The sequence below is a fragment of the Paraburkholderia sp. GAS33 genome, from assembly GCF_050436645.1.
GTDB classification, from domain to species: Bacteria; Pseudomonadota; Gammaproteobacteria; order Burkholderiales; family Burkholderiaceae; genus Paraburkholderia; species Paraburkholderia phenazinium_B.
This window is the reverse complement of record NZ_JBNDMP010000001.1, coordinates 1,248,642-1,275,400: the sequence shown is the minus strand read 5'-3', so window position 1 is coordinate 1,275,400 and position 26,759 is coordinate 1,248,642. Positions and strand designations below refer to the sequence as shown.

At 63.0% G+C, this 26,759-nt stretch carries 24 protein-coding genes; 13 read left to right on the top strand and 11 right to left on the bottom strand.

The window, feature by feature from the left end:
- Positions 1-6 precede the first annotated feature (6 nt).
- Positions 7-669 (top strand): MarC family protein, encoded by a 663-nt coding sequence (locus P3T24_RS05760; protein WP_429433067.1) that lies wholly within the window; start codon positions 7-9, stop codon positions 667-669.
- On the opposite strand, the gene P3T24_RS05755 is transcribed toward P3T24_RS05760, so the two are convergent.
- The gene (locus P3T24_RS05755) at positions 637-873 is read right to left on the bottom strand and encodes a hypothetical protein (RefSeq protein WP_429433065.1); all 237 of its coding nucleotides are present in this window, start codon (positions 871-873) and stop codon (positions 637-639) included. The two genes, P3T24_RS05760 and P3T24_RS05755, sit on opposite strands and share 33 nt — an antisense overlap.
- Position 874: 1 nt before the next feature.
- Entirely contained in the window at positions 875-1,048 is a 174-nt protein-coding gene (locus P3T24_RS05750; RefSeq protein ID WP_167379452.1) for a hypothetical protein, read from the bottom strand.
- Between the two features lie 186 nt (positions 1,049-1,234).
- Between P3T24_RS05750 and P3T24_RS05745 the strand changes: the two genes are divergently transcribed.
- Positions 1,235-2,644, top strand: coding sequence for a sensor histidine kinase (locus P3T24_RS05745; protein WP_429433063.1), 1,410 nt, complete (start codon positions 1,235-1,237; stop codon positions 2,642-2,644).
- Positions 2,641-3,312, top strand: coding sequence for a response regulator transcription factor (locus tag P3T24_RS05740; protein WP_429433061.1), 672 nt, complete (start codon positions 2,641-2,643; stop codon positions 3,310-3,312). Before P3T24_RS05745 ends, P3T24_RS05740 begins: the two co-directional genes overlap by 4 nt.
- Positions 3,313-3,344: 32 nt before the next feature.
- Here P3T24_RS05740 and P3T24_RS05735 read toward each other — a convergent pair whose 3' ends face one another.
- Positions 3,345-4,838, bottom strand: a complete 1,494-nt coding sequence (locus P3T24_RS05735; protein WP_429433059.1) for a diguanylate cyclase domain-containing protein — start codon at positions 4,836-4,838, stop codon at positions 3,345-3,347.
- A gap of 142 nt (positions 4,839-4,980) precedes the next feature.
- Here P3T24_RS05735 and P3T24_RS05730 point away from each other — a divergent pair, with 142 nt between their 5' ends.
- Positions 4,981-5,916, top strand: coding sequence for a 2-hydroxyacid dehydrogenase (locus P3T24_RS05730; RefSeq protein WP_074268335.1), 936 nt, complete (start codon positions 4,981-4,983; stop codon positions 5,914-5,916).
- A 46-nt stretch (positions 5,917-5,962) separates the two neighbouring features.
- On the opposite strand, the gene P3T24_RS05725 is transcribed toward P3T24_RS05730, so the two are convergent.
- The 3 genes from P3T24_RS05725 to P3T24_RS05715 are packed head-to-tail and all read right to left on the bottom strand — an operon-like array spanning position 5,963 to position 11,252.
- Entirely contained in the window at positions 5,963-8,818 is a 2,856-nt protein-coding gene (locus P3T24_RS05725; protein ID WP_429433056.1) for an Hsp70 family protein, read from the bottom strand.
- A gap of 5 nt (positions 8,819-8,823) precedes the next feature.
- Positions 8,824-10,671, bottom strand: a complete 1,848-nt coding sequence (locus P3T24_RS05720) for an Hsp70 family protein (RefSeq protein ID WP_429433054.1) — start codon at positions 10,669-10,671, stop codon at positions 8,824-8,826.
- Positions 10,668-11,252, bottom strand: coding sequence for a DUF2760 domain-containing protein (locus tag P3T24_RS05715; protein ID WP_429433052.1), 585 nt, complete (start codon positions 11,250-11,252; stop codon positions 10,668-10,670). The genes P3T24_RS05720 and P3T24_RS05715 overlap by 4 nt, the downstream gene beginning before the upstream one ends.
- Before the next feature lie 314 nt (positions 11,253-11,566).
- Here P3T24_RS05715 and P3T24_RS05710 point away from each other — a divergent pair, with 314 nt between their 5' ends.
- Positions 11,567-11,839 carry a hypothetical protein gene (locus P3T24_RS05710; RefSeq protein WP_429433050.1) on the top strand — a complete coding sequence of 91 codons (273 nt, stop codon included), beginning with the start codon at positions 11,567-11,569 and terminating at the stop codon, positions 11,837-11,839.
- Positions 11,840-11,875: 36 nt separating this feature from the next.
- Here the strand turns inward: P3T24_RS05710 and P3T24_RS05705 are convergent, their stop codons facing one another.
- Positions 11,876-12,058, bottom strand: coding sequence for a hypothetical protein (locus tag P3T24_RS05705; RefSeq protein WP_429433048.1), 183 nt, complete (start codon positions 12,056-12,058; stop codon positions 11,876-11,878).
- 38 nt (positions 12,059-12,096) lie between these two features.
- On the opposite strand from P3T24_RS05705, the gene P3T24_RS05700 reads away from it, so the two are divergent.
- Positions 12,097-12,522 carry a nuclear transport factor 2 family protein gene (locus tag P3T24_RS05700; RefSeq protein WP_429288765.1) on the top strand — a complete coding sequence of 142 codons (426 nt, stop codon included), beginning with the start codon at positions 12,097-12,099 and terminating at the stop codon, positions 12,520-12,522.
- An 84-nt stretch (positions 12,523-12,606) separates the two neighbouring features.
- Here P3T24_RS05700 and P3T24_RS05695 read toward each other — a convergent pair whose 3' ends face one another.
- Complete coding sequence (locus tag P3T24_RS05695; RefSeq protein ID WP_074268339.1) at positions 12,607-12,906, bottom strand: DUF3331 domain-containing protein; 300 nt, start codon at positions 12,904-12,906, stop codon at positions 12,607-12,609.
- 343 nt (positions 12,907-13,249) lie between these two features.
- Between P3T24_RS05695 and P3T24_RS05690 the strand changes: the two genes are divergently transcribed.
- Positions 13,250-14,338 (top strand): AI-2E family transporter, encoded by a 1,089-nt coding sequence (locus P3T24_RS05690; RefSeq protein WP_429433046.1) that lies wholly within the window; start codon positions 13,250-13,252, stop codon positions 14,336-14,338.
- Between the two features lie 76 nt (positions 14,339-14,414).
- Here the strand turns inward: P3T24_RS05690 and P3T24_RS05685 are convergent, their stop codons facing one another.
- Positions 14,415-15,524 (bottom strand): OpgC domain-containing protein, encoded by a 1,110-nt coding sequence (locus P3T24_RS05685; protein ID WP_429433044.1) that lies wholly within the window; start codon positions 15,522-15,524, stop codon positions 14,415-14,417.
- A 444-nt stretch (positions 15,525-15,968) separates the two neighbouring features.
- On the opposite strand from P3T24_RS05685, the gene P3T24_RS05680 reads away from it, so the two are divergent.
- Positions 15,969-17,123: a porin gene (locus P3T24_RS05680; RefSeq protein ID WP_429433042.1), complete on the top strand. Its 1,155-nt coding sequence runs from the start codon at positions 15,969-15,971 to the stop codon at positions 17,121-17,123.
- A gap of 70 nt (positions 17,124-17,193) precedes the next feature.
- Here P3T24_RS05680 and P3T24_RS05675 read toward each other — a convergent pair whose 3' ends face one another.
- Positions 17,194-17,781, bottom strand: coding sequence for an NUDIX domain-containing protein (locus P3T24_RS05675; protein ID WP_429433040.1), 588 nt, complete (start codon positions 17,779-17,781; stop codon positions 17,194-17,196).
- A 189-nt stretch (positions 17,782-17,970) separates the two neighbouring features.
- On the opposite strand from P3T24_RS05675, the gene P3T24_RS05670 reads away from it, so the two are divergent.
- The 5 genes from P3T24_RS05670 (at position 17,971) to P3T24_RS05650 (ending at position 25,507) form a co-directional block, all read left to right on the top strand.
- On the top strand, positions 17,971-18,726 hold the full coding sequence (locus tag P3T24_RS05670) for a DeoR/GlpR family DNA-binding transcription regulator (protein ID WP_429433038.1): 756 nt from the start codon (positions 17,971-17,973) through the stop codon (positions 18,724-18,726).
- 415 nt (positions 18,727-19,141) lie between these two features.
- On the top strand, positions 19,142-21,970 hold the full coding sequence (locus P3T24_RS05665; protein ID WP_429433036.1) for a xanthine dehydrogenase family protein molybdopterin-binding subunit: 2,829 nt from the start codon (positions 19,142-19,144) through the stop codon (positions 21,968-21,970).
- On the top strand, positions 21,967-22,620 hold the full coding sequence (locus P3T24_RS05660; RefSeq protein ID WP_429433034.1) for a (2Fe-2S)-binding protein: 654 nt from the start codon (positions 21,967-21,969) through the stop codon (positions 22,618-22,620). The genes P3T24_RS05665 and P3T24_RS05660 overlap by 4 nt, the downstream gene beginning before the upstream one ends.
- Positions 22,621-22,622: 2 nt before the next feature.
- Positions 22,623-23,966: a c-type cytochrome gene (locus tag P3T24_RS05655; protein WP_429433261.1), complete on the top strand. Its 1,344-nt coding sequence runs from the start codon at positions 22,623-22,625 to the stop codon at positions 23,964-23,966.
- Between the two features lie 503 nt (positions 23,967-24,469).
- Positions 24,470-25,507, top strand: a complete 1,038-nt coding sequence (locus tag P3T24_RS05650) for a peptidoglycan DD-metalloendopeptidase family protein (protein ID WP_429433259.1) — start codon at positions 24,470-24,472, stop codon at positions 25,505-25,507.
- Between the two features lie 50 nt (positions 25,508-25,557).
- Here P3T24_RS05650 and prpF read toward each other — a convergent pair whose 3' ends face one another.
- Positions 25,558-26,748, bottom strand: coding sequence for a 2-methylaconitate cis-trans isomerase PrpF (gene prpF, locus P3T24_RS05645; protein WP_429433032.1), 1,191 nt, complete (start codon positions 26,746-26,748; stop codon positions 25,558-25,560).
- Positions 26,749-26,759: the final 11 nt, after the last annotated feature.

Here is a 26,759-nt window from a genome sequence, read left to right as displayed (position 1 = left end):
CCCACCATGCTTCACGAACTGACCCGAACCATCCTGGTGATCGTCGCCGCGCTCTTTCCCATCATCAATCCTCCTGCGGCGGCGTTCATCATCCTGAGCATGGTGCCGCATGCGTCGCCGGCGCAGCGCGCGGAACTGGCGCGACGCATCGCGATCAACAGCTTCGTGATCCTGCTGGCGTCGCTATCGATCGGGGCCTACCTGTTGTCGTTTCTCGGGATTTCCATTGCGGTGTTGCGCGTCGCTGGTGGGCTCATCATTGCAATGGCCGGCTGGAATCTGTTGCAGTCGTCCGGAGACGAGACTGAAGAGGCACAACCGGATCCGATGACCGGAAGCGATCCGACACTACGTGTAAAGGCTTTTTATCCGCTGACTTTGCCCGTGACCGTCGGTCCCGGTTCGATTTCCGTTGCGATTGCCCTGGGTACCGGCTCGCCGCGAGAGGGCTTGCAGCCAGTCCATTTCATAGGGGTGGGTGTCGCTTTGGGACTGCTTTGCGTCAGCATTTACCTGTGCGTGCGCTTTGCCGGCAGCGTCGAGCGGCTGCTGGGCCCGTCGGGTACGCAGGTCGCGATGCGGCTGTTTGCCTTCGCGATTTTTTGTATCGGTGTGCAGATCTTGTGGCTCGGGTTATCAGACCTGATCAACTCGTTGCATCTGCATTGATCGGCCTGTTGCGCGGCGCTGGACAAAACGCCGGAGGCCCACTTTGGCGACTTCGACCAGAATCAGGAAAATCGAGCCGGTCGCCGCAGCGCCGGCCACGGCCAGTGAGATGTCGAACAGCCATTCGAACAGTGCAACCATGATGTCCTCTGCAGGTGTAAGTGGATCGGATTCGCTAGCCTGATTGATCAACGAGGCGGCCATCTCAAACGCCACTGGCCATGGCGAGCATCAGATAGGGCAACAATTCGTCGTACGTGGCGGGTTGTTCGGTGGCCGTTGTGTCGTTTTCGGGCGCGCGGACCGGTTTAACAGGCTGAACCGCGGCTTCGGCATAAGTGGCGCTCGCGGTGGCAGGGTGGTTGAAAAGCGGAAACATGATGAACATCCTCTCGGTCGGATCAGGCGAATCGTTGATTCGGATGACCTATCTTCGTGGATGAAAATGAGGCGAAAATGAGCGTGATACCCGAGCTTGTGCCGTCTGGCGCGAGATCTCCCCGGTACGCACTTAAATGCGCCGGTGACGGTAATGAACGGGCTGGCTTGCCGCTGGCGAAGTCAAATGAAATCTTCTCTGAGAAATAACCTTGCCATCGCACTCGGCCTGCTGGTCAGCGCAGCGGCGATCGCGCAAGGCATCAGTTCCTATCAGTTGTGCCGCTCGGGGATGAGTGCGCTCCTCGATCTGCGGCTCGAGCAGGTCGCTGTGCGCATGCGCAATGGACTGGCGGACTCGATTCCGGCGACACCCGCGCGTGGTTCGCAGCCCAGCCGCGATATCGTGATCACGATCCGCAAGCCGGGTGCCGAGGTACCGCTGCGTTCGACCGATCCATCGTTGCAGCTGCCGCAGGACGCCGCCGCAGGTTTGAGTTCGGATGACGTCAACGGCGAGCGCTGGCGAATCTACACGTTGCGCGACGCCGGAAGCCTGATCCAGGTTGCGCAACGCTCATCCGTCCGCGAAGAGCTGGAACGCGAGGCGGCGCTGACGACCTTGTGGCCGACGCTCGTGCTGCTGCCGCTGGTGCTCGGCGCGGTGCTGCTGATCGTACGAGTGTCGTTCCGCAAGATGAACCAGCTCGGCAACGAGGTGCAGGAGATCGACGCGTCGCGCCTGAGGCCGCTGCCATCGGCGGGCGTGCCCAGCGAGCTGCAGCCCTTCGTCGACTCGATCAACCGGATGATCGGGCGTCTCGCTCAATCGATCGAAGCGGAACGGAAGTTCATCGCGGATGCCGCACATGAACTGCGCACCCCGCTCACCGCGTTGCAGTTGCAGGCCGATAACCTGCAGCCGCATATCGTCCCCGGCAATCAGGAGCGCTTCAACGAATTGCGAAGCGGGATCGGCAGAAGCAGTGCGTTGATCGCACAACTATTGCGGCTCGCGCGGGCGGATGCACCTTTGTCCGGCAGCACGATCGAGCCGACCGATGTTTCGGAGATCGTGGTCCAGGCGGTCTCCGATGTGTTGCCGATCGCCGCGGCGCGCGGGATAGATATTGGCGCGGAAGAGATGGTGCAGGACAGGGTCGCGGCGTCCGCTGCAGATGTCGCCATCGCCGTCAAAAATCTGGTGAGCAATGCGATCCGCTACACGCCGGATGGCGGCACGATAGATCTGCGGATGCGCACGGAAGGCACTATGCTGTGGGTCGAAGTAACGGATACAGGACCAGGCATCGCGCCGGAGTTGTTGCCGCGTGTGTTCGACCGCTTCTTTCGGGCCAATCTGGATATCGAAGGCACCGGTCTCGGGCTGTCGATCGTCAGGTCGATCACCCAGAAATACGGCGGCGATGCGCAGATTCGCAACCGCAACGATGGCCGCTCGGGGATCGTTGCTGCGGTCAGTTTTCCGCTGGCAGAGATGTTCACGGGGGCCTCCGGCCACGGTGCTGGAACAACGACGGGCAAGCTCGCGCAAGCAACGGGGGCGACCCGCTACCTGCATGGGAGAGACGTATGAGAGTCCTTCTGGTTGAAGACGATCTGCAGATCGGGCAAAGCCTGATGCGCGCACTCAAGGACGCGGACTATAGCGTCGACTGGGTGCGCGACGGCATCGCCGGGCGCGCGGCAATGGACGCGGCCGAATATACCGTCGTACTGCTTGATCTGGGTTTGCCCGGGCTGTCGGGAATCGAACTGCTGCGCTCGGCGCGAGCCGGCGGCAATCCCGTGCCGGTCCTGATCCTGACCGCACGCGACGACCTCGACTCGCGAATCGAAGGCCTGGATATTGGTGCGGACGACTATCTGCTCAAGCCCTTCGAAGTGGGCGAACTACTGGCGAGAATTCGCGCCGTGCTCCGCCGCAAGGCGGGGTATGCCGTATCGCGGCTCGGTGACGACACCATCAGCCTTAATCTCGACCAGCGCACGCTTACGTTCGGCGACAAGGTCGGCGCACTCTCCGCACGCGAATTCGCGCTGATGCATGCCTTGCTGGAGCACCCCGGCACCATCTTCTCGCGCGCCCAGATCGAAGACAAGCTGTACGGATGGGGCAAGGAGGTCGAGAGCAATGCCGTCGACGTGCTGATCCACTCGGTGCGAAAAAAGTTTGGGCAAGACGTGATCCGCAACGTGCGCGGCCTCGGCTGGACCGTCATGCTGGGCAAGGCGGGCTCCTAGCCCGCTTCTAAGTCTTTGCCTCAGTCTTCGCCTCAGTCTTCGCTCGAACCAGCCTGTATCTGGCTCGCGTAAAACGCGCGTTTTTCGTCGTACATGAGCAGGTCCGCCCGCTGCACGACGGCCTCCAGCCGTTCACCGTGATGACAGGTTGCCGCTGCCATCGAGAAGCTCAATACCGAACCTGGGTAGAACTGATTGTTCATTTCCACCAGTTGTCGGATCGTGTCGATCATCGCGGCGCCACCACGCTCGTCGGTATTGGGCATCAGAATCGCGAATTCGTCGCCGCCGATCCGCGCTGCGTGAAACGGCGTTTCCAGCGCTTTTGCCAGTACTTCGCCGGCACGTCGCAGAAGTGCGTCGCCGGCAGCGTGGCCCAGTTGATCGTTGATCCGCTTCAGGCCGTTCAGATCCGCCATGATGACGGTGACAGGGAACGGGCCTTTGCGCTCGAGCCGGTTCAGTTCGTCGACATAGAACGAGCGGTTACGCAGCTTGGTCAGCACGTCGTGCTTGCCGAGAAACTCCAGATATGCCTCGGCTTTCTTGCGCGCAGTGATATCGGTGAGGGCCACCAGCACCAGATCCCAATCGCGCTCATGACCCGGCAGCACCGAGAATTGCAGGAGCACGTGCACCTCGCTGCCATCCAGCGAGTAATTGAGAACTTCGCGTTGCTGGAACAGCTTGCCGTCCCACAGATCGATCAACTGCTCGCGGAAATGCGGGCGCATGTCGTCACGAAACACATCCGGCAGCCTCGATAGCAGGGTCTGCTTGTCCGGTGCAGCGAACATGGCGAGCGTGTGCCGGTTCACGTCGAGCACGTGGATTTCCTGCATGCAGCGTTCGACGAACTCGGGATGGACGTCTGTGAACACCCGAAAATCCGCGATACCTGCTGCACGTGCTTCGTTCAGCAAACGTTTAACGGCGCTGAAATCCTCGACCCAGAGCGACACCGGCGATTCTTCGAACAGGCCGCGCGCATATTCTTCGGCGTGCGAAAGACGATGACGGGCGCCTTCCAGTTCGGTGACGTCCTCGAGCGATACCAGCACGCGGTCCCAGCGTTCTTCGTGGCCGGGCAGGACGGCGCCTTTGAGCAGCACGTCGAGCCGCCGGCCACCGAGCGTGTAATTGACGGTCTGGCTCGTGAAGCCTGGTGCGCCCGTCCACAACTGGCACAGCTCTTCGAGGTGGGTCTTCAGCATGTCGTCGCGGAACACGGTGCCGAGATTGCTGGTGAGCGTGCCCAAGCTGTCCGCTTCGAACATGGTCAGCGTCTTGCGGTTGACCTTGACGACACGGATGCTGTGCGCGCATTGCGCCACCCGCTCGGGATGAGCGCGGAAATGGGCACGCAGATCGGTCACGCCTTCGGCGCGCCAGGCGTCGAACAGTGCCCGCACCTCGCTGAAGTCTTCCAGCCAGAGCGAAATAGGCGCCAGCTCGAACATTTCCGAGTCGTCGCTCGGCTGCGCGTCGCCGCGCGGCGTGTCTTCAGCACCAAGGGTATCCAGCATGAGCAATCCGTATTCGAGAGTGCCGCTATTTTAAGGGGAACTCGGGTAGAGAAGCATGTAGCAAGCGCCAGCCAGCACGCCTTCCGGAGCCTTGTTACACTTTCCCGCGTCGCAGTTCCCCCTCAAACAACCGTTTCAGGCCATGACAAAACCTTACCTGCTGGTTTTGATTCTTCTGAAGGACGCCAGTCTTGCTGGCGTCAAGTCTGCTTATGAGGTCATCTATGCCCCCGATGAGGGCACGCGTACGGAAGCGATTGCCGCGCACGGCGAGAAGGTGCGCGCGGTCCTGACCAACGGCACCACGGGCCTGACAGCTGAAGAAATCGACCGGATGCCCAGGCTGGAATTCATCAGCGCGCTCGGCGCCGGCTACGAGAACATTGCTATCGACCATGCACGCAGCCGCAATATCGTCCTGGCCAATGGCGCGGGGACCAACGCCGCATGCGTCGCCGATCACGCTTTCGCGCTGCTGCTCGCGGTAGTGCGCGATGTGCCGCAGCTCGATCAGGCGACCCGCCAGGGCGTCTGGCGCGACACGCTGCCAATGCATCCGGGCGTGTCGGGCAAGCGGCTGGGCGTGCTCGGGCTGGGCCATATCGGCAGCAAGGTGGCGAAGCGCGGGGCAGGGTTCGATATGGAACTGGGGTATCACAACCGTAAGCCGCGTGAAAGCGAGCCCATCCGCTACTTCGATAGTGTCACGGCGCTCGCACAGTGGTGCGACTTCCTCGTCGTCACGACGGTAGGTGGGCCGGGCACGCGGCATCTGATCGACAAGGCGGTGCTCGAGGCGTTGGGGCCGGACGGTTTCCTCGTGAACGTTTCGCGCGGCAGTGTCGTCGATACGGCGGCGTTGGCCGAGGCGTTGAGCGCCCGAACAATCGCAGGAGCCGGCCTCGATGTCTATGAAGGCGAGCCCGATCCGCCAAAAGCATTGATCGGACTACGCAACGTCGTGCTGACGCCGCACGTGGGCGGCAGGTCGCCGGAGGCGATCGCGGCGTCGCTGCAGAACTTTCTGGACAACGCGGCGAGGCATTTCGCGGGCGAGAAGGTGTTGACGCCGATCTGAGCTATGGAGTGATGAGTGAGCGGCGGCCCTCGATACGCGCCGCCGTTCAGCCAATCAGCTTGAGCCCAGGCGGCAGCGACTCGCCGAAGACGCGTCCCTCATCGGCTTCGTCGAGTTCGACCGTCTCGCGGACCATCGTGATCCAGTTGGCCGGCGCGTGCGCGGTTTCGAGCCGTTTGATGACGCTCGCGCGGATTTCCGCAGACAGATCGCGCGACCGGTCACCCGTCATGCGAGCGATCTGTACGGCAGCAAACGCGGCCGGTTCGACCTTCCGCCAGTCGAGCGTGAGAATCGTCCCGAGCCATTGCTCTGCAATGTCCGGCGGAACGACGCTATGCGCGCTGCCATAGAAAGGCCGACGCGCACCGATACGGCCGACGGCCCACCATCCCTGATGATTTTCCGACGGCTTCGCGAGTCGCTCGATCAGTCGCGCACCGAGTTCGATCTTGCGTTCCGCAGGCACGCGTTCGAGCGACGCTTCGAGGCGCACCATATCGGCGTAGCCGGACTTCGCCGGATCGAACGGTAGTTTGGAGCGCGCCGCGCCGGCGGCCTGCATGAAGGCCGCCGCGTCGAGCACATCGAGCTGTTCGCTCTCGCCCAAGCCGCCCGCTGCGCGGCGCCACAGCGTCCACCACTCCGACCAGACCTGGCTGTCGTTGATGTACTGAATGCCGTCGTCGAAGAGCGACCACAGTTGTTCGACACGCCACTCGTCGAGCGGATAGCCGAAGCCGGGACGCACGCAATACCCGGCCAGATTGAGCCAGAGACGCTCGTGATCCGCCGAGCGGCGCCGGCGTTTCGCGCGTTCCCACAGCGCGTTGAACAGTTCGCGCAGCAGCGCACTGTTCCAGCTTGCACGTGGACCGAGGACCTGTTCCAGTTCGGCCCGTGTGCGCTTGACCTCCTTGGAATCGACTTTCTGCGAGCGCGAGCCGAAGGCGCGGTCGATCAGTTCGAGCGCTTTGGGCAGGGCAGGGTGCGGCGCTTCGCCGGATACGGTGACTTTGGCTTCGCCGCGGCGCAGCTGGAACTCGAGCAGCCAGCGCTGTGTGGCGTCGCTGGCATCGATACAGTGCATTTCCAGCGTGCCTACTTCGGTGAGCGAAGCGGCGAGCTGGACCGGTGTTTCTGCCGCCTGGCCCGAGCCGCGTGGGGCGACGACCGTGGCGATAGGCGGCAGGCGCACGAATTCGCCGAGGGGCAGTTCGGCCAGGTCACCCGGTTGCCACGCGGTGTCCGATACAGAGGACACCAGATGAAATTGCACAGGATGTCCGAGCCGTAGTGCGAAGGTGCGGTCGGCGAGGTGAATCTCGCGGCTTTCTTCGGTGCCGCGCGGCAGTACGCACACCCCGCGCAGCATTTGCGCGTCTTCCTCCAGAACCAGGAAGTAGCTGCGTGGCGAGCCGCCGCCGATCCGCGGCGCCTGGCCTGCACGGGCGAGTGCGTAAGCTACCGCGCCGCGTGCCACGGCTACGTCGGGGTTGTCGTTGTGGAGGACCTGCAGAGGTTTGCCGCGCCAGGTGCCCAGCGTGGCGGCGAGGCGTTCGGTAAGCGCCTCGGCGCGGAATACGCCGCCGTTGAGCAGCAACGTGTCGGGCACGGGCAATGCGTTTTCGCTTTCGTCAGCGGTCCCTGACGAACCCAACGCTTCTCGCGACTGCGTCGCGAGCCGGCCCAGAAACGCCGCGACGTGCCGCGTGATTGCCGGGTCGCTCGCGTAAGGCAAGCCGAATTCGACGATGGCGCCGCGCGGGCGCCCCGGCCGCGTATCTGCGGAAACGGCTGGGAAAAAGCCATCTACGACTATCTGCTCGACTTCCGCGCGCGTGATCTCCACCGTACGCGCGCCGCCGATCAGCTTCGAACCCGCACCTAGCAACGTGATCGATGCAGAGTCTGGCGCCCCGGGCCCCAGCAGCTGCTCTTTCGCGGCGCGGCAGCGCTCGACGAGCTGCGAGAGGCTCGTCGCCGACAGCCGCGACTGTGGCGTCGACAGCCGGCTCTCGGCGAGATGCGCCAGTGCGAGGTCCATGTTGTCGCCGCCGAGCATCAGGTGGTTGCCCACGCCGACGCGCGTGAGTTGGGGCTGACCGTCCTGCATCTGCACCTTGATCAGGGTGAAGTCGGTCGTGCCACCACCCACGTCGCAGATCAGTACGAGCCGCGTTTCGGCGAGCTCAGTGCCAAGCGAGCTGCGGTGCCGGAACAGCCAGTCGTAGAAGGCTGCTTGCGGTTCTTCCAGCAGACGCAGCTTGGGCAGATGCGCCATGCGGGCTGCTTCGAGCGTCAGCGCGCGAGCACCGTCGTCGAACGAGGCGGGCACAGTGAGCACCACGTCCTGCTGTTCGAGAGGCGCATGTGGAAAGCGATGATTCCACGCGGAGCGCACGTGGGCTAGATAGCTGGCGCTGGCGGTGACGGGCGATACCTTGTCGATGTCGTCGCCGGCGCCCCACGGAAGAATCGCTGCGGTGCGATCCACCGATGCATGCGACAGCCAGCTTTTCGCGCTTGCGACGAGGCGCCCCGGCACCTGAGCGCCGAGGCTGCGCGCGAGGCGGCCGATCACGGCGCGATGCGTTTCCGCGCTGTTCGCGCTGAGAGTGTGCCTGTTCGCGGCATGCGCGGCATGCGCAGCGTGCGCGATATTCGCAGCCTTTGCAGCATCCGGCGCAGCAGCGGACCACGGCAACTGCAGATCGCCGTCGCTCAGTTCGCCGCGCGCAGCGTGATAACGTACCGACGGCAGCAGCGGTCGTGCCGCTACCTCACCGGGACCGACGAGCTGCTCGATCTCGAAGACGCGAATGTCCCCGGACCCCGCCTCGACATACGCGACGACCGTGTTGCTGGTGCCCAGATCGATCCCGACGAGGTACTGCTTCATCGCGTTCAAACGTTGGCGTTGCCGCGCACATCGAACTCGACTTTCCAACGCTCGCCCGTGCCGCGCGGGATGGCTTCCAGTTCGAGCGTGCCGGCTTCAGTGACGCGCGCATGCAGTTTCACCGGCACGATCTCGCCGGGGCTGCGGCCTTCGGGCGGCAACGTGGCCTGAATCTCGTCCAGCTCGTGCAATTCCTCCGGCGACCAGTAGTCGAGCAGCGTACCCACCTGGTCGTGACGTCGCACGGACGAACCGAAGAAGCGGAAGTGCACCGGCTCGCCGACGACGAGCCCAAACTCCTGCGCCGGCAATTCCGCCTCGGTGCCTTCTTCCATGCCGAACGGCGCGACGCACAGCGCTTGCACCGGCGGTTCGAGTCCCGGCACGGCGGGCATGGCGGATTCGACCGCGATATAGAAAGCCCGCGCGATGCCGCCGCGAATCCGCACGCCCTGGCCGCGCTTCACGTAGCCGTAGTAAGCCGCACCGCGCGCAACGGCGAGATCGAGATCCGCACCTTCGAGCAGACGCGCAGGCGCGGCGCCTTCCGCGGCAAGCCAACCGTTGAGGGTCTGCAGAATGCGCTCGACCAGCAACGGCGACTTGAACACGCCACCGTTGAACAGCACCGCGGTGGGATGCAGGAAACTCGCGCCTTCCGGCTGCGCGCTTTGCAGACCGTCGAGTTCGGCGAGCGCCGCAACCTGACGGCCGAGGAACGCCGCCAGATGACGCGTGACGGCCGCGTCCTGCGCGTACGGCAAGCCCAGTTGCGTGAGGCCGACGCGGGCCCGGCTCAGCGGACGCGCGCTGCTTTCGACCAGCGGGAAAAACCCATCCAGGATCGTCTGCGTCAGTTCCGTGCGGGTCAGTTCGGTGCGGATCGAGCCGCCGATCAGCTTGGCGCCGCGACTCGGTACAACGAGCGGCACCGCGTCGGTGGCGGCGTCGGTGAGGAGCGTCTCCTTGGCCGCGCGGCAGGCGTAGGTCAGCGCGCGCAGTTGCCACGGGTCAGGCTGCGTCCCCTGGGCGGCCAGTTTGCGCGCCACCACGTGGGCGAGGGCGAGGTCCATGTTGTCGCCGCCGAGGAGGATGTGCTCGCCCACGGCGACGCGATGCAGTTCGAGATTGCCTGCACGCTCGACTACCGCGATCAGCGACAGGTCGGTAGTGCCGCCGCCCACGTCGACGACGAGGATGATATCGCCCACTCGGACCTGCTTGCGCCACTCGCCGCCGCTCTTCTGGATCCAGCTATACAGGGCGGCCTGCGGTTCTTCCAGCAGCGTCATGCCTGCATAGCCCGCGGCCTGCGCAGCCTCGGCGGTCAATTCGCGCGCGGCCGGATCGAACGACGCGGGAATCGTGACGGTAATTTCCTGCTCGCTGAAAGGCGCGTCGGGATGGGCATGGTTCCACGCTTCGCGCAGATGTGTGAGGTAGCGAATCGAGGTTTCGAGCGGCGACACGCGTGTTACTTCAGGGGGCGCATCGTTGGGCAGAATCGCGGCGCGACGGTCGACGCCCGGATGGCACAGCCAGCTTTTCGCGCTCGACACGAGACGGATCGGCGTGCCGGCCCCGCGGCTGCGCGCCATTTCGCCGACAGCGAAGTCGCGCTCGCCGGTCCACGGCAAACCGAGGTCGAACGGCGCCAGTTCGCTCGGATGCGGCAGGTAGAGGAACGAGGGCAACAGCGGCAGATTGTCGATCGTGGCCGGCGCGGTGAGCTGCGTGACCGGCAGGATTTCCTGAGTGGTCTTTTCGCCGTCGCTGGTGGCGAAGTCGACGTACGAGAGGGCACAATGGGTTGTGCCCAGATCGATGCCGATCGAATAGCGCGGATCGCTCATAGCTCCACCTCGGCCGCTGCAATGATGGAGGTGTCGTGGCTCGCGGCGAGCTTCGGCAGCCGCACGTCCTGAACGCGCCAGCCGCGATGACTCAGGCTGCCGGTAAACGGCGCCTTGCCGACCACGTTGCCGGTCAGACGGACGGCGGTGGCGTCGAACCCTTCGGGCAGCGTCACACGGCTGCCTTCGGCCTCTTCGCGCACGGGACGGATCGTGAAATGCTCGCGCAGCACCGTGCGGCAGCCTCCATGCACGACGCGGGCGGCGGCGCCGATGTCCGCATCCGAGTAGCCTGCCACGTCTTCTTCGACGAAGTCGATAAAACGCGCATCGCGCTGCAGCAAGCCGAGTAGCTGAAGGGCAGCGTCCGGGCTTGCCTGCTTCAGGGCGGGGACGGCAGGTTGAGGGGCGGGCGCAGGTGCTGGCGATGCAACCGGTGCTGCCGTTGGCGCTGCTGTGACGGGCGCGCCGCTGCGCAGGCGCTGCACGCGGGCGGCGAACTCGCCGTCGCCGAGAATACTGAAGAACGTTCCGACGGCCAGCGAAATCCTGCCGAGGAAAGACACGTTCGAGTCGGTCATAAAAGTGGCTCCTGAGGGGCTCTGTCAAAAGGACGAGCGGCCCTTGGGCAACGCCGGATCTGGCCGGGGTCGCCGCGGGTTATCGGGTTGCGGACATCGATGCGCGAGGCAGCATGGGCTGGCTCGCACATCGGTTGAATTGGCGGCCCGGATTGGGCATGGCCCATCGGGGCCTCGTCTCGCATTTTACCTTCCGGGTGAGACTAGCCCCGGCAATGGCCTCGAACGTGGGAATGAGACGTTCTGCATGCTGCAACGCAGTGCAAATTTTACCGACCTGGAGTGCGGGCTGCGTCAAGATCGGGAAATTACTCATGAAGTATCTGCTGGGTTCGCCGATATCATGTGAGCGCATTCGTAACTGGCTGGGTCACGCGGCGGTCGGCGCCGCAGTTCACCCCCGGGCCGCGCTGGTCTCGGACGCAACCGGTCGTAGATGTTTGGCCGGTACCTCATTGCGAAGAACGCCCGCGCTGCTCATCGGCGCGCGAGGCGGACTTCATTTCAACGGCTTCGCGATGCGCCTGGCGCGCCTCGCCGACAGCGACCCGATAGCGCGCCAAGCCGCGCTTTCACTTACCTTGTGACGAAGCGAGCATCCCGAACGAGTGCTCCGTTTCAATCTATAGTTCTCTCACCACTCGCGCAAAGCTTGCGTCCGCAACCAGTTCGTATGCTGCTCGAGTGTGGCCACCAGGTGTCTCGAGCGTTTTCTTGAACGCCTGAGCGGGGTTCGGTATAGTGGGCGGCACCATCGAGGCGTGGATTAACGAAGTTTCGATGATGAGGGTAAGCGGATCGTGCATGAAAAAATCGACACGTGTGCTTCGAGGAGTATCCATTGATGAAAAGAATAATTTGCCTGGCACTACTGAGCCTTGCGTGCATGAGTGCGATAGCGGAGACAGCGGACGAAGCCGGCGTCAGCGCCGCGGTACAGCGTTTGAACGCAGCGATGCTGGCTGGCAATGCGGATGAGATGAAAGCGGTGACATCGGAGGCCTTGAGCTACGGCCACTCGAATGGCGCCGTACAGGATCAGACGGTCTTCATCCAGACGATAGTGAGCGGTGGAACACGGTATCGAAGAATCGACTTGAGCAACACGAAGACGACGCTAGCAGGAGACGATGCGATTGTCCGCGACCACTTTTCGGGCACGGTGGAGAGCGGAGGCAAGGTGGGCGAGGTCGAGCTCGAACAGTTGATGGTCTGGCAAAAACGCGATGGTGTATGGAAACTGCTGGCGCGTCAGGGATACAAACACTGAGCCGACGCGTACAAAGCCCGAAACCGCGAAACACCACCGGGAAATAGCGTGAACAACCCACGTGCAATAGTTGCACGCCCAACCTCAAGCCGCCTTCAACTCCCCAACCAAACTACACAAAGTCTCAACAGAAATCATAGCGGCAGCATTAGAAGGCGCCGGCCGCTCAGCCGGCTTAAACACTGCATCACCCCGCCGAATCTTCCGCCTTGACACAGCGCAAGTGCCGGAAGTATGAGCAGACCGCCGCCGCCACCGCTGCTCGCCGTAATGACAACGACCCGGCTCAACCCAGCGAATCACAAGCGTGGTATCAGAGCGCTCAAGAATCTCGATGCGTACGCCGTTGGCACCGTCAAGTGGCAAGGACTCTATGGTCTTCATCGTCGGCTCCGTATATGTGGTGTGCCGAATGTATTCCTGCGCGGGCCTTAGAGCCATTGTGCGCCGGTTGAAACACTGTTCTTGAATTAGCAATAATGCCACTTGACTTCAGTGGGGATACGAAAAGACGCGGGTTTGCGGGCAGTTAACAGCATGCTTTTTCTATAGAGCGAATTTTTGCAACGCAGTGTTGATCGCAGCGCGACGGACAGCGGGGGAGTCGATGTGACGGAAGGGCGCGAGCGCTTCCTTTAAGATGTGAACATTGACGAGCAGAGCCGGGGCTAGTTTAACGGGTTTGCGTTTTTCCGGTCGGCTCGCGCGCACATCTCCCAGAGGTTACATGGCCACACGCCCACCCGCAGCATCTCCAACACCCCCGGAACTGGATCCGCCGAGCCGCCGGAAAATGCAGCAGGCTGCAACCGCACTGCTATACGCCGTCCTGGTGCTGCTGGCCTTGTGGGTCATCCGCGATTTCCTGCCGGCAGTCGGCTGGGCCGGCGTGATTGCCATCGCCCTGTGGCCGGTGCTGCGCAAAATCGAAAGCCACAGCTGGCTGTCCGGACGCACCACGCTGATCTCCGCCGTCCTGACCGTGGCGATTGCATTGCTGGTCGTGTTGCCGGTGGCAATGGGAATCGGGCAAGCCAGCCATGAAGCGCACGATGTGATCGAGTGGATCAAGAACGTGCAGGAAAACGGCATCGCGATGCCGGACATCGTCCAGCATCTGCCGTTCGGCGCACCGCAGATCACAGAATGGTGGCAGGCGAACCTTACCCAGCCGCTACGCGAGTCGCCCGCCATGAAAGGGCTGCACGGCGAAGCCGTCATGACCTTCGGCCGCCATTTCGGCGCGCGAGCCGCACACGGTCTGATGGTATTCGCTTTCATGCTGGTCACACTGTTTGTGATCTTTCAGGCCGGGCCGCGTCTGTCCGGCGCGTTGCTCAAGGGGGCACACCGCGCCCTCGGCAGCAACGGCGCGCAGCTTCTCGAACGGATGGCCTCCGCTGTGCGCGGCACAGTGGCCGGCCTCGTAGTGGTGGGGATCGGCGAGGGCGCACTGCTCGGCCTTGCCTACGAGATCGCTGGCCTGCCGCACGTTATCCTGCTCGGATTCGTCACGGCCGTGGCGGCCATGCTGCCGTTTTGCGCGCCGCTCGTGTTCTGCGGCGCGGCGCTGTGGCTGTTCGCGCAGGGATCGGTGGCGTGGGCGATCGGGCTTGCTGTATTCGGCTTCGTGGTGGTGTTCATCGCAGAACACCTCGTGCGGCCGGTGATCATCGGTAATTCGACCCGCTTGCCGTTCCTGCTGGTGCTGTTCGGGATTCTCGGCGGCGCGGAGACTTTTGGGCTGCTGGGCCTGTTCATCGGTCCCGCGCTGATGACCGTGCTGATGGTGTTGTGGACGGACTGGGTGCGATAGCACGCTGGCGAACACAGAGGCCGTCGTCACCCGCCAGGCGGGACAGCGGCGGCCGCTATTAACCGCGGCGGCCCGCTTATGTGGCGACTCCACTGCGCCGGATAGTCGAGCGCGCCACCAGCCGTTTAACCGGCTCGCAAACGCGCGCAACCCCGAACAGCGCGCCGACTGCGATTGCGTCGGCCAAAAGCCCAAGTGGTATGTCGAGATACCCGTCGGTGGCTGCATAGAGCAGCGAATCGACGACGAGCGAAATGACTGCGCCCGCCACGAAGCAGATCAACCCTTTTCGTCCGATCATGCCGACCCACGGCAGCCACAGCGCGAGCTTGCGCACCCAGCCGAGCTGGATCAGGTAGGCGACGAGCCATGCGATCGCCAGAAAATTGCCGGCACGCAACCATGAGAGGCTTTGCTTGAAACTGCCGTCGAGCGGCGTTTGCTCGATAAACAGCTTGTAGTACGCTGCGGCCAGCACGACGCCAAATGCCAGCACGTTGACGAGCCATCCCGCGCGGTGTGAGCTGATCTTCCGATACACGGGCTGGACCCGCGCCAGCACGCCGAGCACAAACAGCAGTTGCCAGGCGAGCGGATTGAAATTCCATTGAGCGTCTTCGATTGCCGGCAGATACGCATTCACGGATGGCGCCGCAGCCCAAAGCGCGAGGCTCCCTGCCAGCAGCCACCATGGTCGGCGCTGCGCGAGCGGCAGGACCAGCGGCACGCTCAGCGCGAACAGGGCATACATGGGCAGCACCGACGCCAGATAAGGCTGACGCCGCAACAGCACGATGTCGCGCAGGGCCATAAGCGGCGCATCGATAAAGTCGTCGAGATCGTCGGAGGTCAGATTGGGCGCATCGATGCTGAAGGCGATCAGAACGGCGCTGACCAGCAGCATCAAGCCGGCGGTGACGAGGAAGGCCCGATAGATCTCCAGCGAACGCCGCAAGAAGCGATGGCGCGCGGCTGCCTCGGTGCGGCGCAGGGCGAGCGTGGCGTAAGCGGTTGCGGTGGCAAAGCCGCCGAGGAATACGAACACCTCGGCCGCATCGCACAGCGCGTAGGCGTGCAACGTGACGCGCGAGAGGATGCTGCCGCCGATGTGATCGACCACGATAAACAGCAGGACCAGTCCGCGAAAGAAATCGAGTTCGAGCAGACGGGAGGATGACTTTTGCATTGCATACCGCGCAGGGGATTTTAAACGGGACCAGCGGCCGAGATTGTTGTTCTGCCAACGGGGGTGGTTTCTTTCGAAATTATTTCATGTTCTTACGAAAAGGTGTGCGAGAGCGGCCCGCGAACCGGGTGTTTTCCGCACCGTTAGCCATCCGGCCAAGGGTTCCCCAGCCCGGCGTTTGGGGGTGATCCGGCGTCGGACGAACGCTGTTCGCGACCAAGCCCCAATTGTCAAATTACGCAATATGCGAATGCCTGCGCGTGGGCATTTCGCAACGATTTGCGATGGCTCAACGTGTGCCGATGGACGGCCCGCTATCGGTGTGCAAGCATCGTTTTCATCACTCGTGAACTTGAAGCTCAATGTAAGTGCTGCTTAAAAAAAGAAGAGCCTTCTCAAAGTTGGCTAGCTGCTGGCTGATGGAAAGAGATCCGGGAGATCTTCATGAAAAAGAACATGATTGCGCTGGCTGTGACGGCAGCCTTCGCGCTGCCTGCTTTCGCGCAGAGCAGCATTACGCTGTACGGGGTGATCGACGAGGGCATCAACTACACGAGTAACGCGGGCGACAAATCGGCCTATCAGCTTGAGAGCGGCTATGCGCAGGGCAGCCGCTGGGGCTTGAAGGGTTCGGAGGATCTCGGCAGCGGCCTGAAGGCGATCTTCGATCTCGAGAACGGTTTCGATGTGAATAGCGGCGGCCTTCAGGAGGGCGGCCGCATCTTCGGCCGCCAGGCGTTCGTTGGCCTGACGTCGGCCAATTACGGCACCCTCACGTTCGGCCGGCAGTACGACTCGGTGGTCGACTATCTCGCGCCGACCACGGCCAACGGCAACTGGGGCGGCTATCTGCTCTCGCACCCCTATGACAACGACAACACCGACAACTCGTTCCGCGTGAACAACACGGTCAAGTACGCGAGCCCGTCGTTTGCGGGCCTGCAGTTCGGCGGCACCTACAGCTTCAGCAACGAAACCGGCTTTGCCAACAACCGTACGTATAGTCTCGGTGGCCAGTACACGAACGGTGGCCTGCTAGTGGGCGCGGCTTATCTCGAGGCGAACAATCCGGGCCTGACGGCCGATGGGTCCATTGCAACCGACGACGCGAATTTCATCTCGGAGCGGCTGCGTATTTTCGGCGGGGGCGTCAACTACACGTTCGGCAGCGCGACCGTGGGCTTTGCCTATACGAACACGAACGTCGGCCAGCCGTCCGCAACCGACACTTCGGTCTACGTGGGCGCCATCACGCCGCCGAACGGCGGCGCGATGACGGCGCTCAAGTTCCAGAACTTCGAGGTCAATGGCAAATACCAGTTCACGCCGGCCTTCTTCGTCGGCGTGCAATACGTCTACACGGCGGCCACGATGGACGCGACCTCGGGCAACGAGAACCCGAGATATCACACGTTCGGCCTGATGGCCGACTACAACCTGTCCAAGCGAACGGACTTCTATTTCCAGGCGGCGTACCAGAAGGTGGCGGGCGACAAGACCGATACCGTGCTGGACGACGCATATATTCCGGGATCGGCGGGGGTGTCTTCGTCATCGAACCAGGTGACGGTGCGGGCGGCGATACGGCATCAGTTTTAAGGGGGATGGGTGGCGGGTGCCTGGGCCGTTATCTCAAGCCAGGCGGCATTCGATGCAACTTTTCGGGGACTCACTCTCTCCACACATTCAACGCCGCATACTGCAGCAACATAATCGTCTTCCCATCGACGATCTCGCCACGCCCGATCATCGCCAGCGCCTCATCGACCGGCAGTTCTAGCACTTCGATATCCTCGCCCTCGCTGACAACACCGCCGCCTTCGCCGATCTTTGCGGCGGCATCGTACTCGCCGACAAAGAAGAACAGCTTCTCCGTAACCGAGCCAGGGCTCATGTACGCCTCGAATACCTTGCGCACCGCATGCACGCGGTAGCCGGTTTCCTCCTCGACCTCGGCGCGGATGCGCTCCTCCGGCGACGCCTCTTCCAGCAGCCCGCCTGGCGCCTCGATCATCATCCCGTCATGACCGTTGACGAAGACCGGCAGGCGGAACTGCCGCGTGAGGACCACCGTCCGGCGCACCGGATCGTGGAGCAGCATGGTGGCGCCGTTGCCGCGGTCGTAGGTCTCGCGGTTCTGACGCTGCCAGCTTCCGTCTGTGCGCTGGTAGTCGAAGGTGGTCTTCTTCAGCACATACCAGTCGTCGGACAGCACTTTGACTTCGACAACCCGTACACGGTCGGCAGTTTTGCTCATGGCGGTTTCCCGAAAGCGCGGTTCGAACCGCGAGATTTCATGGTATCGTGCAATCTCGTGCAAAAACAAGAATTTTCGTGCAATGACGTGCGGGATTCCTTGCCAATGCCCCGCGCTTTGCTTCTTCGTGACGCCCTCGGTTGGCGCGACCCAACGTCACCTTGTCTCCTATTGATGAACCGCCGCTCCATGCTTACTTCGCAAAGAAAACAGCTGATTCTCGATGCGCTCAAACGCGATGGCCAAGTGATCGCCAAGAGCCTGAGCAACGAATTTGGCGTCTCCGAAGACACCGTCCGGCGCGATTTGCGTGAACTCGCCGCCGACGGCTACCTGCAGCGCGTGCATGGCGGGGCGCTGCCCTCGTCGCCGGCAGCGGCGGACCTGGCCGGCCGGCAAAGCATCGAGTCGGCGTCGAAGGCAGCCATTGGCCGCGCCGCGGCGCAGATGATCGAGCCGGGCCAGATCGTGATCGTCGACGGCGGGACGACGGCTGTGCAACTGGTGCGCCATCTGCCGCTCGATCTGCGCGCGACCATCGTCACGCATAGTCCGGGCGTAGCGGTAGAACTCGCTCATCACCGCGACGTGGAGGTGATCATGATCGGCGGACGCCTGTACCGGCATTCGATGGTCAATGTCGGCGCCGCCGCGATCGAAGCGCTGAGCCATATCCGCGCCGATCTCTATTTCATGGGTGTCACGGGGGTACATCCTGAAGCCGGCCTGAGTACGGGCGATCTCGAAGAGGCTTACGTCAAGCGGGCGCTGGCGGCTCGTGCGGCGGAAACCGTGGTGCTCGCCTCAGCGGAGAAACTCAACACGGCGTCCGCTTTTATGATCGCGGAAGCGAGCGCTGCGCATGCGCTGGTGGTCGAGAAGGAAACCTTAGAGACGCTCACGGCTCCATTCGAGGCATTGGGGATCGCGATCGTGCGGGCTTGATGCGGGCTTTGCGCTGCCATGTACTTTGTGACGGCACGCGCATCGACATGCAGATAAGGATAACGAAGTAAAGGCATCTATATCAAATCCGTTATTTAAGAGATAGCGGACAAAATTTGACTCATTCGCTATCCAGCCGCGCCATAATCCCGCGCTTCGCCCGTGACAGGGCAGGGAAAGGGAAGTTGGCATCACCAGCACGTTCGATGACAGTTCACGGTTAATCAGATCGACTGCGGCGGCGCCGATGTTCTGGCCGCCACACGTCGCCGGTATGCCTGGATGCATGCGTCCGGGATTCGCTCGATTCTCCAATGCGGTGTGTCGTCACAGGCTTGCGCAGCCTGTGGCTCCGCCGTGCGTGCCTCTGTCTTTTGCGTGGCGTTGCCGTCGTCGATCACTTAAGGAGAAGTCCATGGGGAAACTCGACCTTTCGCGTCGCAGTTTTCTGAAGGCCAGCGTTATCGCGGGAGTCTCGGTGTATATCGCGCCGATCGGCAGCCGCGCGTTTGCTGCGTTATTCGAAGAAAAGATTCTCACGCCGGTTCAATGGGATGCGGCAAATGGGCAGGCCAAATTCCGCATCGACGGCATCGCCAAGGTGACCGGTGCGAAGGTGTTCGCACGCGACATCCGCGCGGCCGACATGCCGCATTGGCCGACGCAGCAGGCGCACGCTTTCATCCTGCGCACGACCCAGGCCGACCGCCTCTACGAAGGCTTCGACCTGACGCTGCTCGGCGACGAACTGAAGCCGGACCGCGTCGTTACCGCCGACGATCTGACCCGCGACGGCCTGATCTTCCCCGCGTTCTATGGCGACGACATGTTGCTGCCGCGAGGCAAGACGCCAGCTTATCTCGGCCAGGCGGTCGCGATCTTGATCTATCACGACTTCGCACGCTTTCGCTTCGCCAAGGACAAGCTCAAGTTCCACGACGAGATCATCCGTTATGGCGCGCAGACTGGGCCGCTGGAGCGCGATCCGTGGGGCACGTTCCGCTTCGTGCGGGTAGGCGGCAAGACGCCTTACGACGACGACAGGTTCTCTAGCCTGAAGGACGCCCCGGTGTTCCCGAGCATGATGCGCAAGCACCAGCCGGTCTGGCCTGACGGCAAGGAGCACGGCAAGCTCGACGAGCAGGGCATGTTCTACGCGGGACAGATCCAGCAGGAACTCGATCGTCCGTCCGCGGACTGGCTCGTGATGGAGCGCGAGTACAACACGCAATCTATCGACACGGCCGCGCTCGAACCCGACAACGTGAACTGCTGGTACGACAGCGCGAGCCAATCGCTGCATATGGTGGTGCCGACGCAAGCGCCGTCCGAGGTCGTAGAGAGTGCGGCCGGCATGGTTGCGAAGTGCGCGTTTCCGGTGAAGAACCTGTTCGTGCACCCTTGCTACACGGTTGGTTACGGCTCGAAGGATCACTTCAACGTGCCGTTCTACGGCCTCGTCACGGCGATGTATGCGGCCGGCCGTCCGGTGCGTCTGGCGAACGATCGCTACGAGCAGTTCCAGACTTCGCTGAAGCGTCACGCGTTCAGGATGCGTTACCGCATCGCCGTGGACAGAAAGACTGGTCTGTTCCAGTCGTTCAAGGCCGCGATGGAAGCGAACGGCGGCGGCCGCTGCAATTTCTCGCCGTCTGTGGCGATGGTCGGCGCAACCGCGGCGCAGTCGATCTACTACTTTCCGAAGAACGATCTTTCGGCTGTCGCGGTCGCTTCCCGTGCCATTGACGCCGGTTCCGCACGCGGCTACGGCACGCTGCAGAGCATGGCGGCCACCGAGATGATGGTCGACGAGATCGCGGCACAACTTGGTGTCGATCCGATCGACTTCCGCCTGAAGAACGCGTTGCGTTCGGGCATGAAAAACAGCCAGGGCGCGGTGCCGGCTGGCGCGATCCGCGTCGACGAAGTCCTGCAGAAGGCGCAGGTGCATCCGCTATGGGTGAACCGGGCAGAGCAGAAGCTTTCATTCGAGCTGGCGCATCCGGGCCAACGCTACGGCGTCGGTTTTGCCTGCGTGCAAAAGGACTTCGGCACGGGGGCGGAGACCTCGCTGGCGAAAGTCGAGTTCACTGCCGACGGCAAGATCAGCCTGCATCACACCGCCGCCGAAATCGGCACCGGCATGTCCACGTCGCAGGCGATTGCTGTCGCCAAATGGCTCGGCAAGCCGGCCACCGAGGTGCGCGTTGCGGTCACCGACTGGCCCGATCTGCCGGTCGTCACGAGCGGCGATCCGTACATCATGTCGCAAGCGGAGCAGGACAAGCTGTCGGCCAATCCGCGCTGGTCGCCGGGTTATGCATCGCCGTCGAGCGCGACCAACTCCGCGTTCTATTTCACGCACAGCACGCGCGAGGCCGCTCGCGTCGTATTCACTCACGGCCTGTGGCCGGCGGCGATGGCGATCTGGCGTCAAGGCACCGGCGGCGGCCAGGCCGCGCCGCTAGTGGTGCGCATCGAGGACGCGCGCTGGGTCGACGGCAAGCTTTCGGCGGCCGGTCTCGAGGCGCTCACTTTCGAACAGCTCGCGAAGAAGGCACACGAACTCGGGCTCGTGACGGGCGCGGCGGTACACGTATTCAATCGCTGGCAATGGGCCGAAGCGGAGTTCGACATCGACGGCAGCGTCGAGCGCCTCCCCATCGATGGTCTTTCGCTGCGCTACGGCGACAACGCCGGAACCGATAAGAAACGACTGCAAAGCACACCGAATCAATATCGCGTGCTTGATCGAAAGCGCGTGTTCATTCCGCCCGTGCAGCGTAACAACGCCGCGGTCACTTACTACAGCGCGGTCGGCACGCTGGTCGAACTCGCGGTGCATGAGGCGACTGGCAAGGTCGAACTGCTGAGCCATCACTCGATCATGGAGTGCGGCAACCAGATTGCGCCGCAACTCGTATCGGGTCAATTGCAGGGCGGTCTCGCGATGGGCATCGGTCACGCGCTGCATGAATATCTGCCGCTCTACGAAGACGGTCCCGGCAACGGCACGTGGAACTTCAACCGCTATCGGTTGCCGCGTGCCAGGGACGTCGCTGTCTGGACCCAGACCGGTGAAGTGCTGCCGCCGTTGACCGAAAGCGATCCGCCCAAGGGTATCGCCGAAGTGGTGATGATCCCGGTGGTTGGCGCGATCGTGAACGGCATTGCGCACGCTATCGGACATCGTTTTACTGACCTCCCGGTCACTCCGCAAAAAATTCAGGAGGTGCTCGCATGACGGCCCCTAATCAAAATTCCGGCCATGCAGCTGATGCGACGGCGGGTTCTGCTGCTGCTTCGACCGCCGCAAATGCCAACGTGGTAGAGCGGCCTTTGACGCTATTCCGCGCCCAACCCGTATCGCTGACGGTGAACGGGCAACAGCTCGGCCCGCTGCAAGTGCCGGCCGGTCTGATGATGATCGACCTGCTGCACGAATATCTCCACCTGACCGGTTCGCGGCTCGGCTGTGGGCAAGGCGTCTGTCACGCCTGCGTGGTGATTCTGGACAAACCGGATGGCACGAGCGAAGAAATCCGCACGTGCATCACAGGCGCGAATTTCTTCGACGGCAAGTCGATCCGCACGATCGAAGGCCACGCACAGCGCAACGAACAGGGCGAGGTGGTGGCCTTGTCGCCGATCCAGCAGAAGTTTCTCGAGCACTTCAGTTTTCAGTGCGGCTACTGTACGCCGGGCTTCGTGAACGCGGCGACGGTGCTGATCGAGCGTCTCAAGCGCCAGCCGGTGGCGAGAGATCAGGTGGAGCAAACCATCACCGAGGCGCTGAACGATCACATCTGCCGCTGTACGGGCTACGTGCGGTACTACGAAGCGGTGAAGGATGTCGTGTTGACGATGCCTGGACTCGTAAAGGACGCCGCATGACGATGCTTTCCTTGACCCTGCAGAGCGTGCAGACCTCGCGGACTCCGCTACGTCTGCTGCAGCTGTGCCGCGTCGCGCTGGTGTTGAGCGCAGCGGCGCTGACAGCGTGCGGCCAACACCACGACGACACCCCGGCTACCCGGATGACCGCTTCGGCGACCAGCACGCCAGCAGACCTGGAAAGCGCCGCGACGGAGCAGCTTGCGCGCGGCCGCTATCTGGTGAAAGCGGCCGATTGCGCCGCCTGTCACACGAGCGCTGACGGCGCGCCGTTTGCCGGCGGCCCGAAACTCGCCTCGCCGTTCGGCACGTTCTACGGCACGAACATCACACCGGACAGAGAGCACGGCATCGGCAACTGGAGCGCTGGCGATTTCTACAGGGCGTTGCACGACGGCATGTCGCCGGATGGCCCGTTGTACCCGGCGATGCCGTACACGTCGTACCGGCAGATCTCACGCGCCGACAGCGACGCGATGTATGCGTGGCTGATGGCGCAAAAACCCGCAGCGGTACCGAACCGTCAACCGGATCTGTCGTTTCCGTTCAACATGCGTTTTGCTGTGCGCTTCTGGGACATGCTGTTCCTGAAGGATGCGCTGCCGGATGCATCGAAGGCAGTCTCTTCCGGGGCGTTGGTGGACTGGAGTCGTGGACGTTACCTGGTGAGCGCGCTCGGCCACTGCGCCGAATGCCACACGCCGCGCGGCAAGTTCGGTCAGCTCGACAACGCGTTGCCGCTCGCCGGCGGGGCGCTGGGGCGCGTAGCCGCGCCGGACATCACCCCGCAAGGACTCGCTGCGCGTGGCTGGACCGCAACTGATCTGCAGACGTTCTTCGCCACCGGGATCGCCCCACAAGGCTCCGCGTTCAGCGAGATGTATCCGGTCGTGCATCTGAGCAGCCAGTATCTGAGACCCGACGATCTGCGCGCGATGTCGACGTATCTGCTCGGAGACCCGCCAGCGGCGGCGCAGCCGCTGCAGTCGCCAGCGTCGCCATCATCGGCATCTGCGGACACAGCGCAACTGGCCGCCGGCCGCAATGTCTACCTCGCCGTATGTGCCGGTTGCCATGGGCGCGATGGCGAGGGCAAACCGCACGTCGCCGTCCCGATGCACGGCAACTCGACGGTACGGCAAAGCGATCCGCACAACCTGATCGTGGCGATGCTCGACGGCATCGATGCGCAGGACTTCCCCGGCCTTGAGCGCATGCAGGAGATGCCAGGGTTCGCAGGGCAGTTAAGCGACGCGGAACTCGCACAACTGACGAGTTATCTTCGCGCGACGTGGGGCGGACAGCCCGGCGACGTCACCGCGGCGGCCGTGAAGGCGCTGCGTTAAACGAAAGCGCTCTCGGGCGCCGATGATTGGAAGGCAAACGGCCAGCACCTCGAAAGAGGGCTGGCCGTTTTCTTTGTGCGCTGTTTTTCTGCGCAACTCCTTACACGAATTTGCTGTCCGGCGAGCCGCTTCGCCTCCGGCCCCAGCGCCGAAATTCAAGGTTTTCCGACGATTTGCCGTTAAAGAAAACGATATCAGGGGCCAAATCCCGCAATACGGGTCGTAAGGATTTGTATCAGTCTGTGTGGACGGCCCGCTTTTTGTCCGCGGCATTTTACAATTCCGCTTGAATTTTAACCGTCTGTCTGGCCCTTTTTGCGTCAAAACGCCTCGATTTCAAGGCATTTGCCGCACGAGTGCCAGACAGAAGGGTGGGCCAGGGTGGTAGCCGCAACGAGGCGGTTTCGCGTGTCGAGCGTGCAGCGCTTCTGACGAATGCGCGCATCGGGGTGCGACGCGGGGACACTCGGGCTCGCCTATGTACGAGGCAGGAGTCGAACTTGTTGAAAAATCGTTTCGACAAAACCATGATGGCCGGCGCCGCCGGCATCTGGATCGCATTGGCAATGAGCGGTTGTGTGAATGTGGCACAGCAGGATACGCAGGCGTCCTCGGCGGCTACTGGGGCGCCGACGGTTTCGGCCGCTGCGGCGACCGCTGCATCGGATGCGGCCGCGGCAGCATCGTTACAGGCGGCGGCAACCGCTGCGGCCAGCACGGCCAAACTGAAGGCAGCGCAGCCACTCGTCTACCGCGTCAAGCGTGGCGACACGCTGAACCAGATTGCTCAACGCAATCACTGTAAGGTAAATGATCTGCTGGCGTGGAATCGTCTGAAGCCGTCCACGCGACTGAAGAAAGGGCAGGTGCTGCACGTAGCGTCGCCCGAGGCGGCAAAGGAAGCACAGGACGCCGCCGCGGCGGCCACTGCGGCGCAGGCTGCGGCTGATCAGGCCGCGGCCAAGGCTGCGGTCTCGGCAAAGCTGGCGGCGGCAGCAGCCTCTGCCAATCCGGCGGCGAATGCGGCGGCAGCGGCAAGCGGAGCGAATGCATCGACCGCATCAGCCGCTTCATCCAGCAACGCCGCCTCCATCGCCCAGAGTGGCGCACCCGCACCGAATCCCGCGCAAGCACGCCAGGTCGACGCAGAGGTCTCGCGTCACGCCAACCGCGTCTCGCTGGTGTGGCCGGCACAAGGCACGGTAGTCGAGGGCTTCCAGGCGGGCGCAACGCGCGGCATCGAGATCGGCGGCAAGCCTGGCGATCCAGTGCGCGCAGCCGCGGACGGCAAGGTCATGTACGCAGGGACGGGGCTCAATGAATACGGCAGCCTGATCATCATCCAGCACAACAAGGACTTTCTGACAGCGTATTCGCACAACCGCAGGCTGCTGGTGAAAACCGGCGACATCGTGCGGCAAGGGCAGGAAATCGCGGAGATGGGGGACGAGAACAACACGCGCGTCTCCGTGCTGTTCGAGGTGCGCCGCGACGGCAAGCCGGTCGATCCGATGCCGTATCTGCCGGCCAGGCAAAGTTGAGTTTGCTGGGCAGGTGAGGCAGCGTAGGCGCCGCCTCACCTTGGGCCGAATCAGAACGAATCGCCCGGAACGCGCACCCAGCCTTCCATCAGCACGCGGGCGCTGCGGCTCATGATCGCCTTCTTCACGACCCACTCGCCGTCCACCTGACTGGCCTGCGCACCCACACGCAACGTGCCGGAAGGATGGCCAAAGCGCACCGCTTCGCGTTCACCACCACCCGCGGCGAGATTCACCAGCGTGCCCGGAATGGCGGCTGCCGTACCGATGGCCACCGCGGCGGTGCCCATCATCGCGTGATGCAGCTTGCCCATCGACATCGCGCGCACCAGCACGTCGACATCGCCCGCCGCAATCTGCTTGCCGCTGGACGCCACATACCCCACCGGCCTCGCGACAAACGCGACTTTCGGGGTGTGCTGCCGCGTCGCGATCTCATCGATATGTTTGATCAGGCCCATGCGCACCGCACCGTGCGCGCGAATCGTCTCGAACTTCGCGAGCGCCTTGTCGTCGCTATTGATCGCGTCCTGGAGTTCGGTGCCCTTGTAGCCGATCGCTTCGGCGTCAACGAAAATCGTCGGAATGCCCGCGTTGATCATGGTGGCCTTCAACGTGCCCACGCCCGGCACCTCGAGGTCGTCCACCAGATTGCCAGTAGGGAACATCGAGCCGCCTACGCCTTCTTCTTCGGCGGCCGGATCCATGAACTCGAGCTGCACCTCGGCGGCGGGGAAGGTCACGCCGTCCAGTTCGAAGTCGCCGGTTTCCTGAACTGCACCGTTGGTGATAGGCACGTGTCCGATGATGGTCTTGCCGATATTGGCCTGCCAGATCCGCACTGTGGCCACGCCGTTATGCGGAACGCGACTCGGGTCGACCAGCCCGGCGCTGATCGAGAACGGTCCCACTGCGGCGGAGAGATTGCCGCAATTGCCGCTCCAGTCCACAAACGCCTTGTCGATCGACACCTGGCCGAACAGATAGTCGACGTCATGACCGGGCCTGCTGCTCTTCGCGATGATCACCGTCTTGCTGGTGCTCGACGTCGCGCCGCCCATGCCGTCAGTCTGCTTACCGTACGGGTCCGGACTGCCAATCACGCGCAGCAGCAAGGCATCGCGCGCCGCGCCCGGCACCTGGGCGGCTTCGGGCAAATCCTGCAAGCGGAAGAACACGCCTTTACTGGTGCCGCCACGCATGTAGGTGGCGGGAATCTTGATCTGGGGTACGTGGGCCACGTTTTTGTCTC

Excerpts from the sequence above, each read along its gene's own strand:
- P3T24_RS05715 (WP_429433052.1), bottom strand. The coding sequence starts at position 11,252 with ATGACCGACTCGAACGTGTCTTTCCTCGGCAGGATTTCGCTGGCCGTC.
- P3T24_RS05740 (WP_429433061.1), top strand. The coding sequence starts at position 2,641 with ATGAGAGTCCTTCTGGTTGAAGACGATCTGCAGATCGGGCAAAGCCTG.
- P3T24_RS05705 (WP_429433048.1), bottom strand. The coding sequence starts at position 12,058 with ATGCACGATCCGCTTACCCTCATCATCGAAACTTCGTTAATCCACGCC.
- P3T24_RS05675 (WP_429433040.1), bottom strand. The coding sequence starts at position 17,781 with ATGAGCAAAACTGCCGACCGTGTACGGGTTGTCGAAGTCAAAGTGCTG.
- P3T24_RS05690 (WP_429433046.1), top strand. The coding sequence starts at position 13,250 with ATGGCCACACGCCCACCCGCAGCATCTCCAACACCCCCGGAACTGGAT.
- P3T24_RS05720 (WP_429433054.1), bottom strand. The coding sequence starts at position 10,671 with ATGAGCGATCCGCGCTATTCGATCGGCATCGATCTGGGCACAACCCAT.
- P3T24_RS05655 (WP_429433261.1), top strand. The coding sequence starts at position 22,623 with ATGCTTTCCTTGACCCTGCAGAGCGTGCAGACCTCGCGGACTCCGCTA.
- P3T24_RS05745 (WP_429433063.1), top strand. The coding sequence starts at position 1,235 with ATGAAATCTTCTCTGAGAAATAACCTTGCCATCGCACTCGGCCTGCTG.
- P3T24_RS05735 (WP_429433059.1), bottom strand. The coding sequence starts at position 4,838 with ATGCTGGATACCCTTGGTGCTGAAGACACGCCGCGCGGCGACGCGCAG.
- P3T24_RS05685 (WP_429433044.1), bottom strand. The coding sequence starts at position 15,524 with ATGCAAAAGTCATCCTCCCGTCTGCTCGAACTCGATTTCTTTCGCGGA.
- P3T24_RS05700 (WP_429288765.1), top strand. The coding sequence starts at position 12,097 with ATGAAAAGAATAATTTGCCTGGCACTACTGAGCCTTGCGTGCATGAGT.
- P3T24_RS05695 (WP_074268339.1), bottom strand. The coding sequence starts at position 12,906 with ATGAAGACCATAGAGTCCTTGCCACTTGACGGTGCCAACGGCGTACGC.
- P3T24_RS05750 (WP_167379452.1), bottom strand. The coding sequence starts at position 1,048 with ATGTTTCCGCTTTTCAACCACCCTGCCACCGCGAGCGCCACTTATGCC.
- P3T24_RS05760 (WP_429433067.1), top strand. The coding sequence starts at position 7 with ATGCTTCACGAACTGACCCGAACCATCCTGGTGATCGTCGCCGCGCTC.
- P3T24_RS05755 (WP_429433065.1), bottom strand. The coding sequence starts at position 873 with ATGGCCGCCTCGTTGATCAATCAGGCTAGCGAATCCGATCCACTTACA.
- P3T24_RS05730 (WP_074268335.1), top strand. The coding sequence starts at position 4,981 with ATGACAAAACCTTACCTGCTGGTTTTGATTCTTCTGAAGGACGCCAGT.
- P3T24_RS05680 (WP_429433042.1), top strand. The coding sequence starts at position 15,969 with ATGAAAAAGAACATGATTGCGCTGGCTGTGACGGCAGCCTTCGCGCTG.
- P3T24_RS05660 (WP_429433034.1), top strand. The coding sequence starts at position 21,967 with ATGACGGCCCCTAATCAAAATTCCGGCCATGCAGCTGATGCGACGGCG.
- P3T24_RS05710 (WP_429433050.1), top strand. The coding sequence starts at position 11,567 with ATGAAGTATCTGCTGGGTTCGCCGATATCATGTGAGCGCATTCGTAAC.
- P3T24_RS05670 (WP_429433038.1), top strand. The coding sequence starts at position 17,971 with ATGCTTACTTCGCAAAGAAAACAGCTGATTCTCGATGCGCTCAAACGC.
- P3T24_RS05725 (WP_429433056.1), bottom strand. The coding sequence starts at position 8,818 with ATGAAGCAGTACCTCGTCGGGATCGATCTGGGCACCAGCAACACGGTC.
- P3T24_RS05665 (WP_429433036.1), top strand. The coding sequence starts at position 19,142 with ATGGGGAAACTCGACCTTTCGCGTCGCAGTTTTCTGAAGGCCAGCGTT.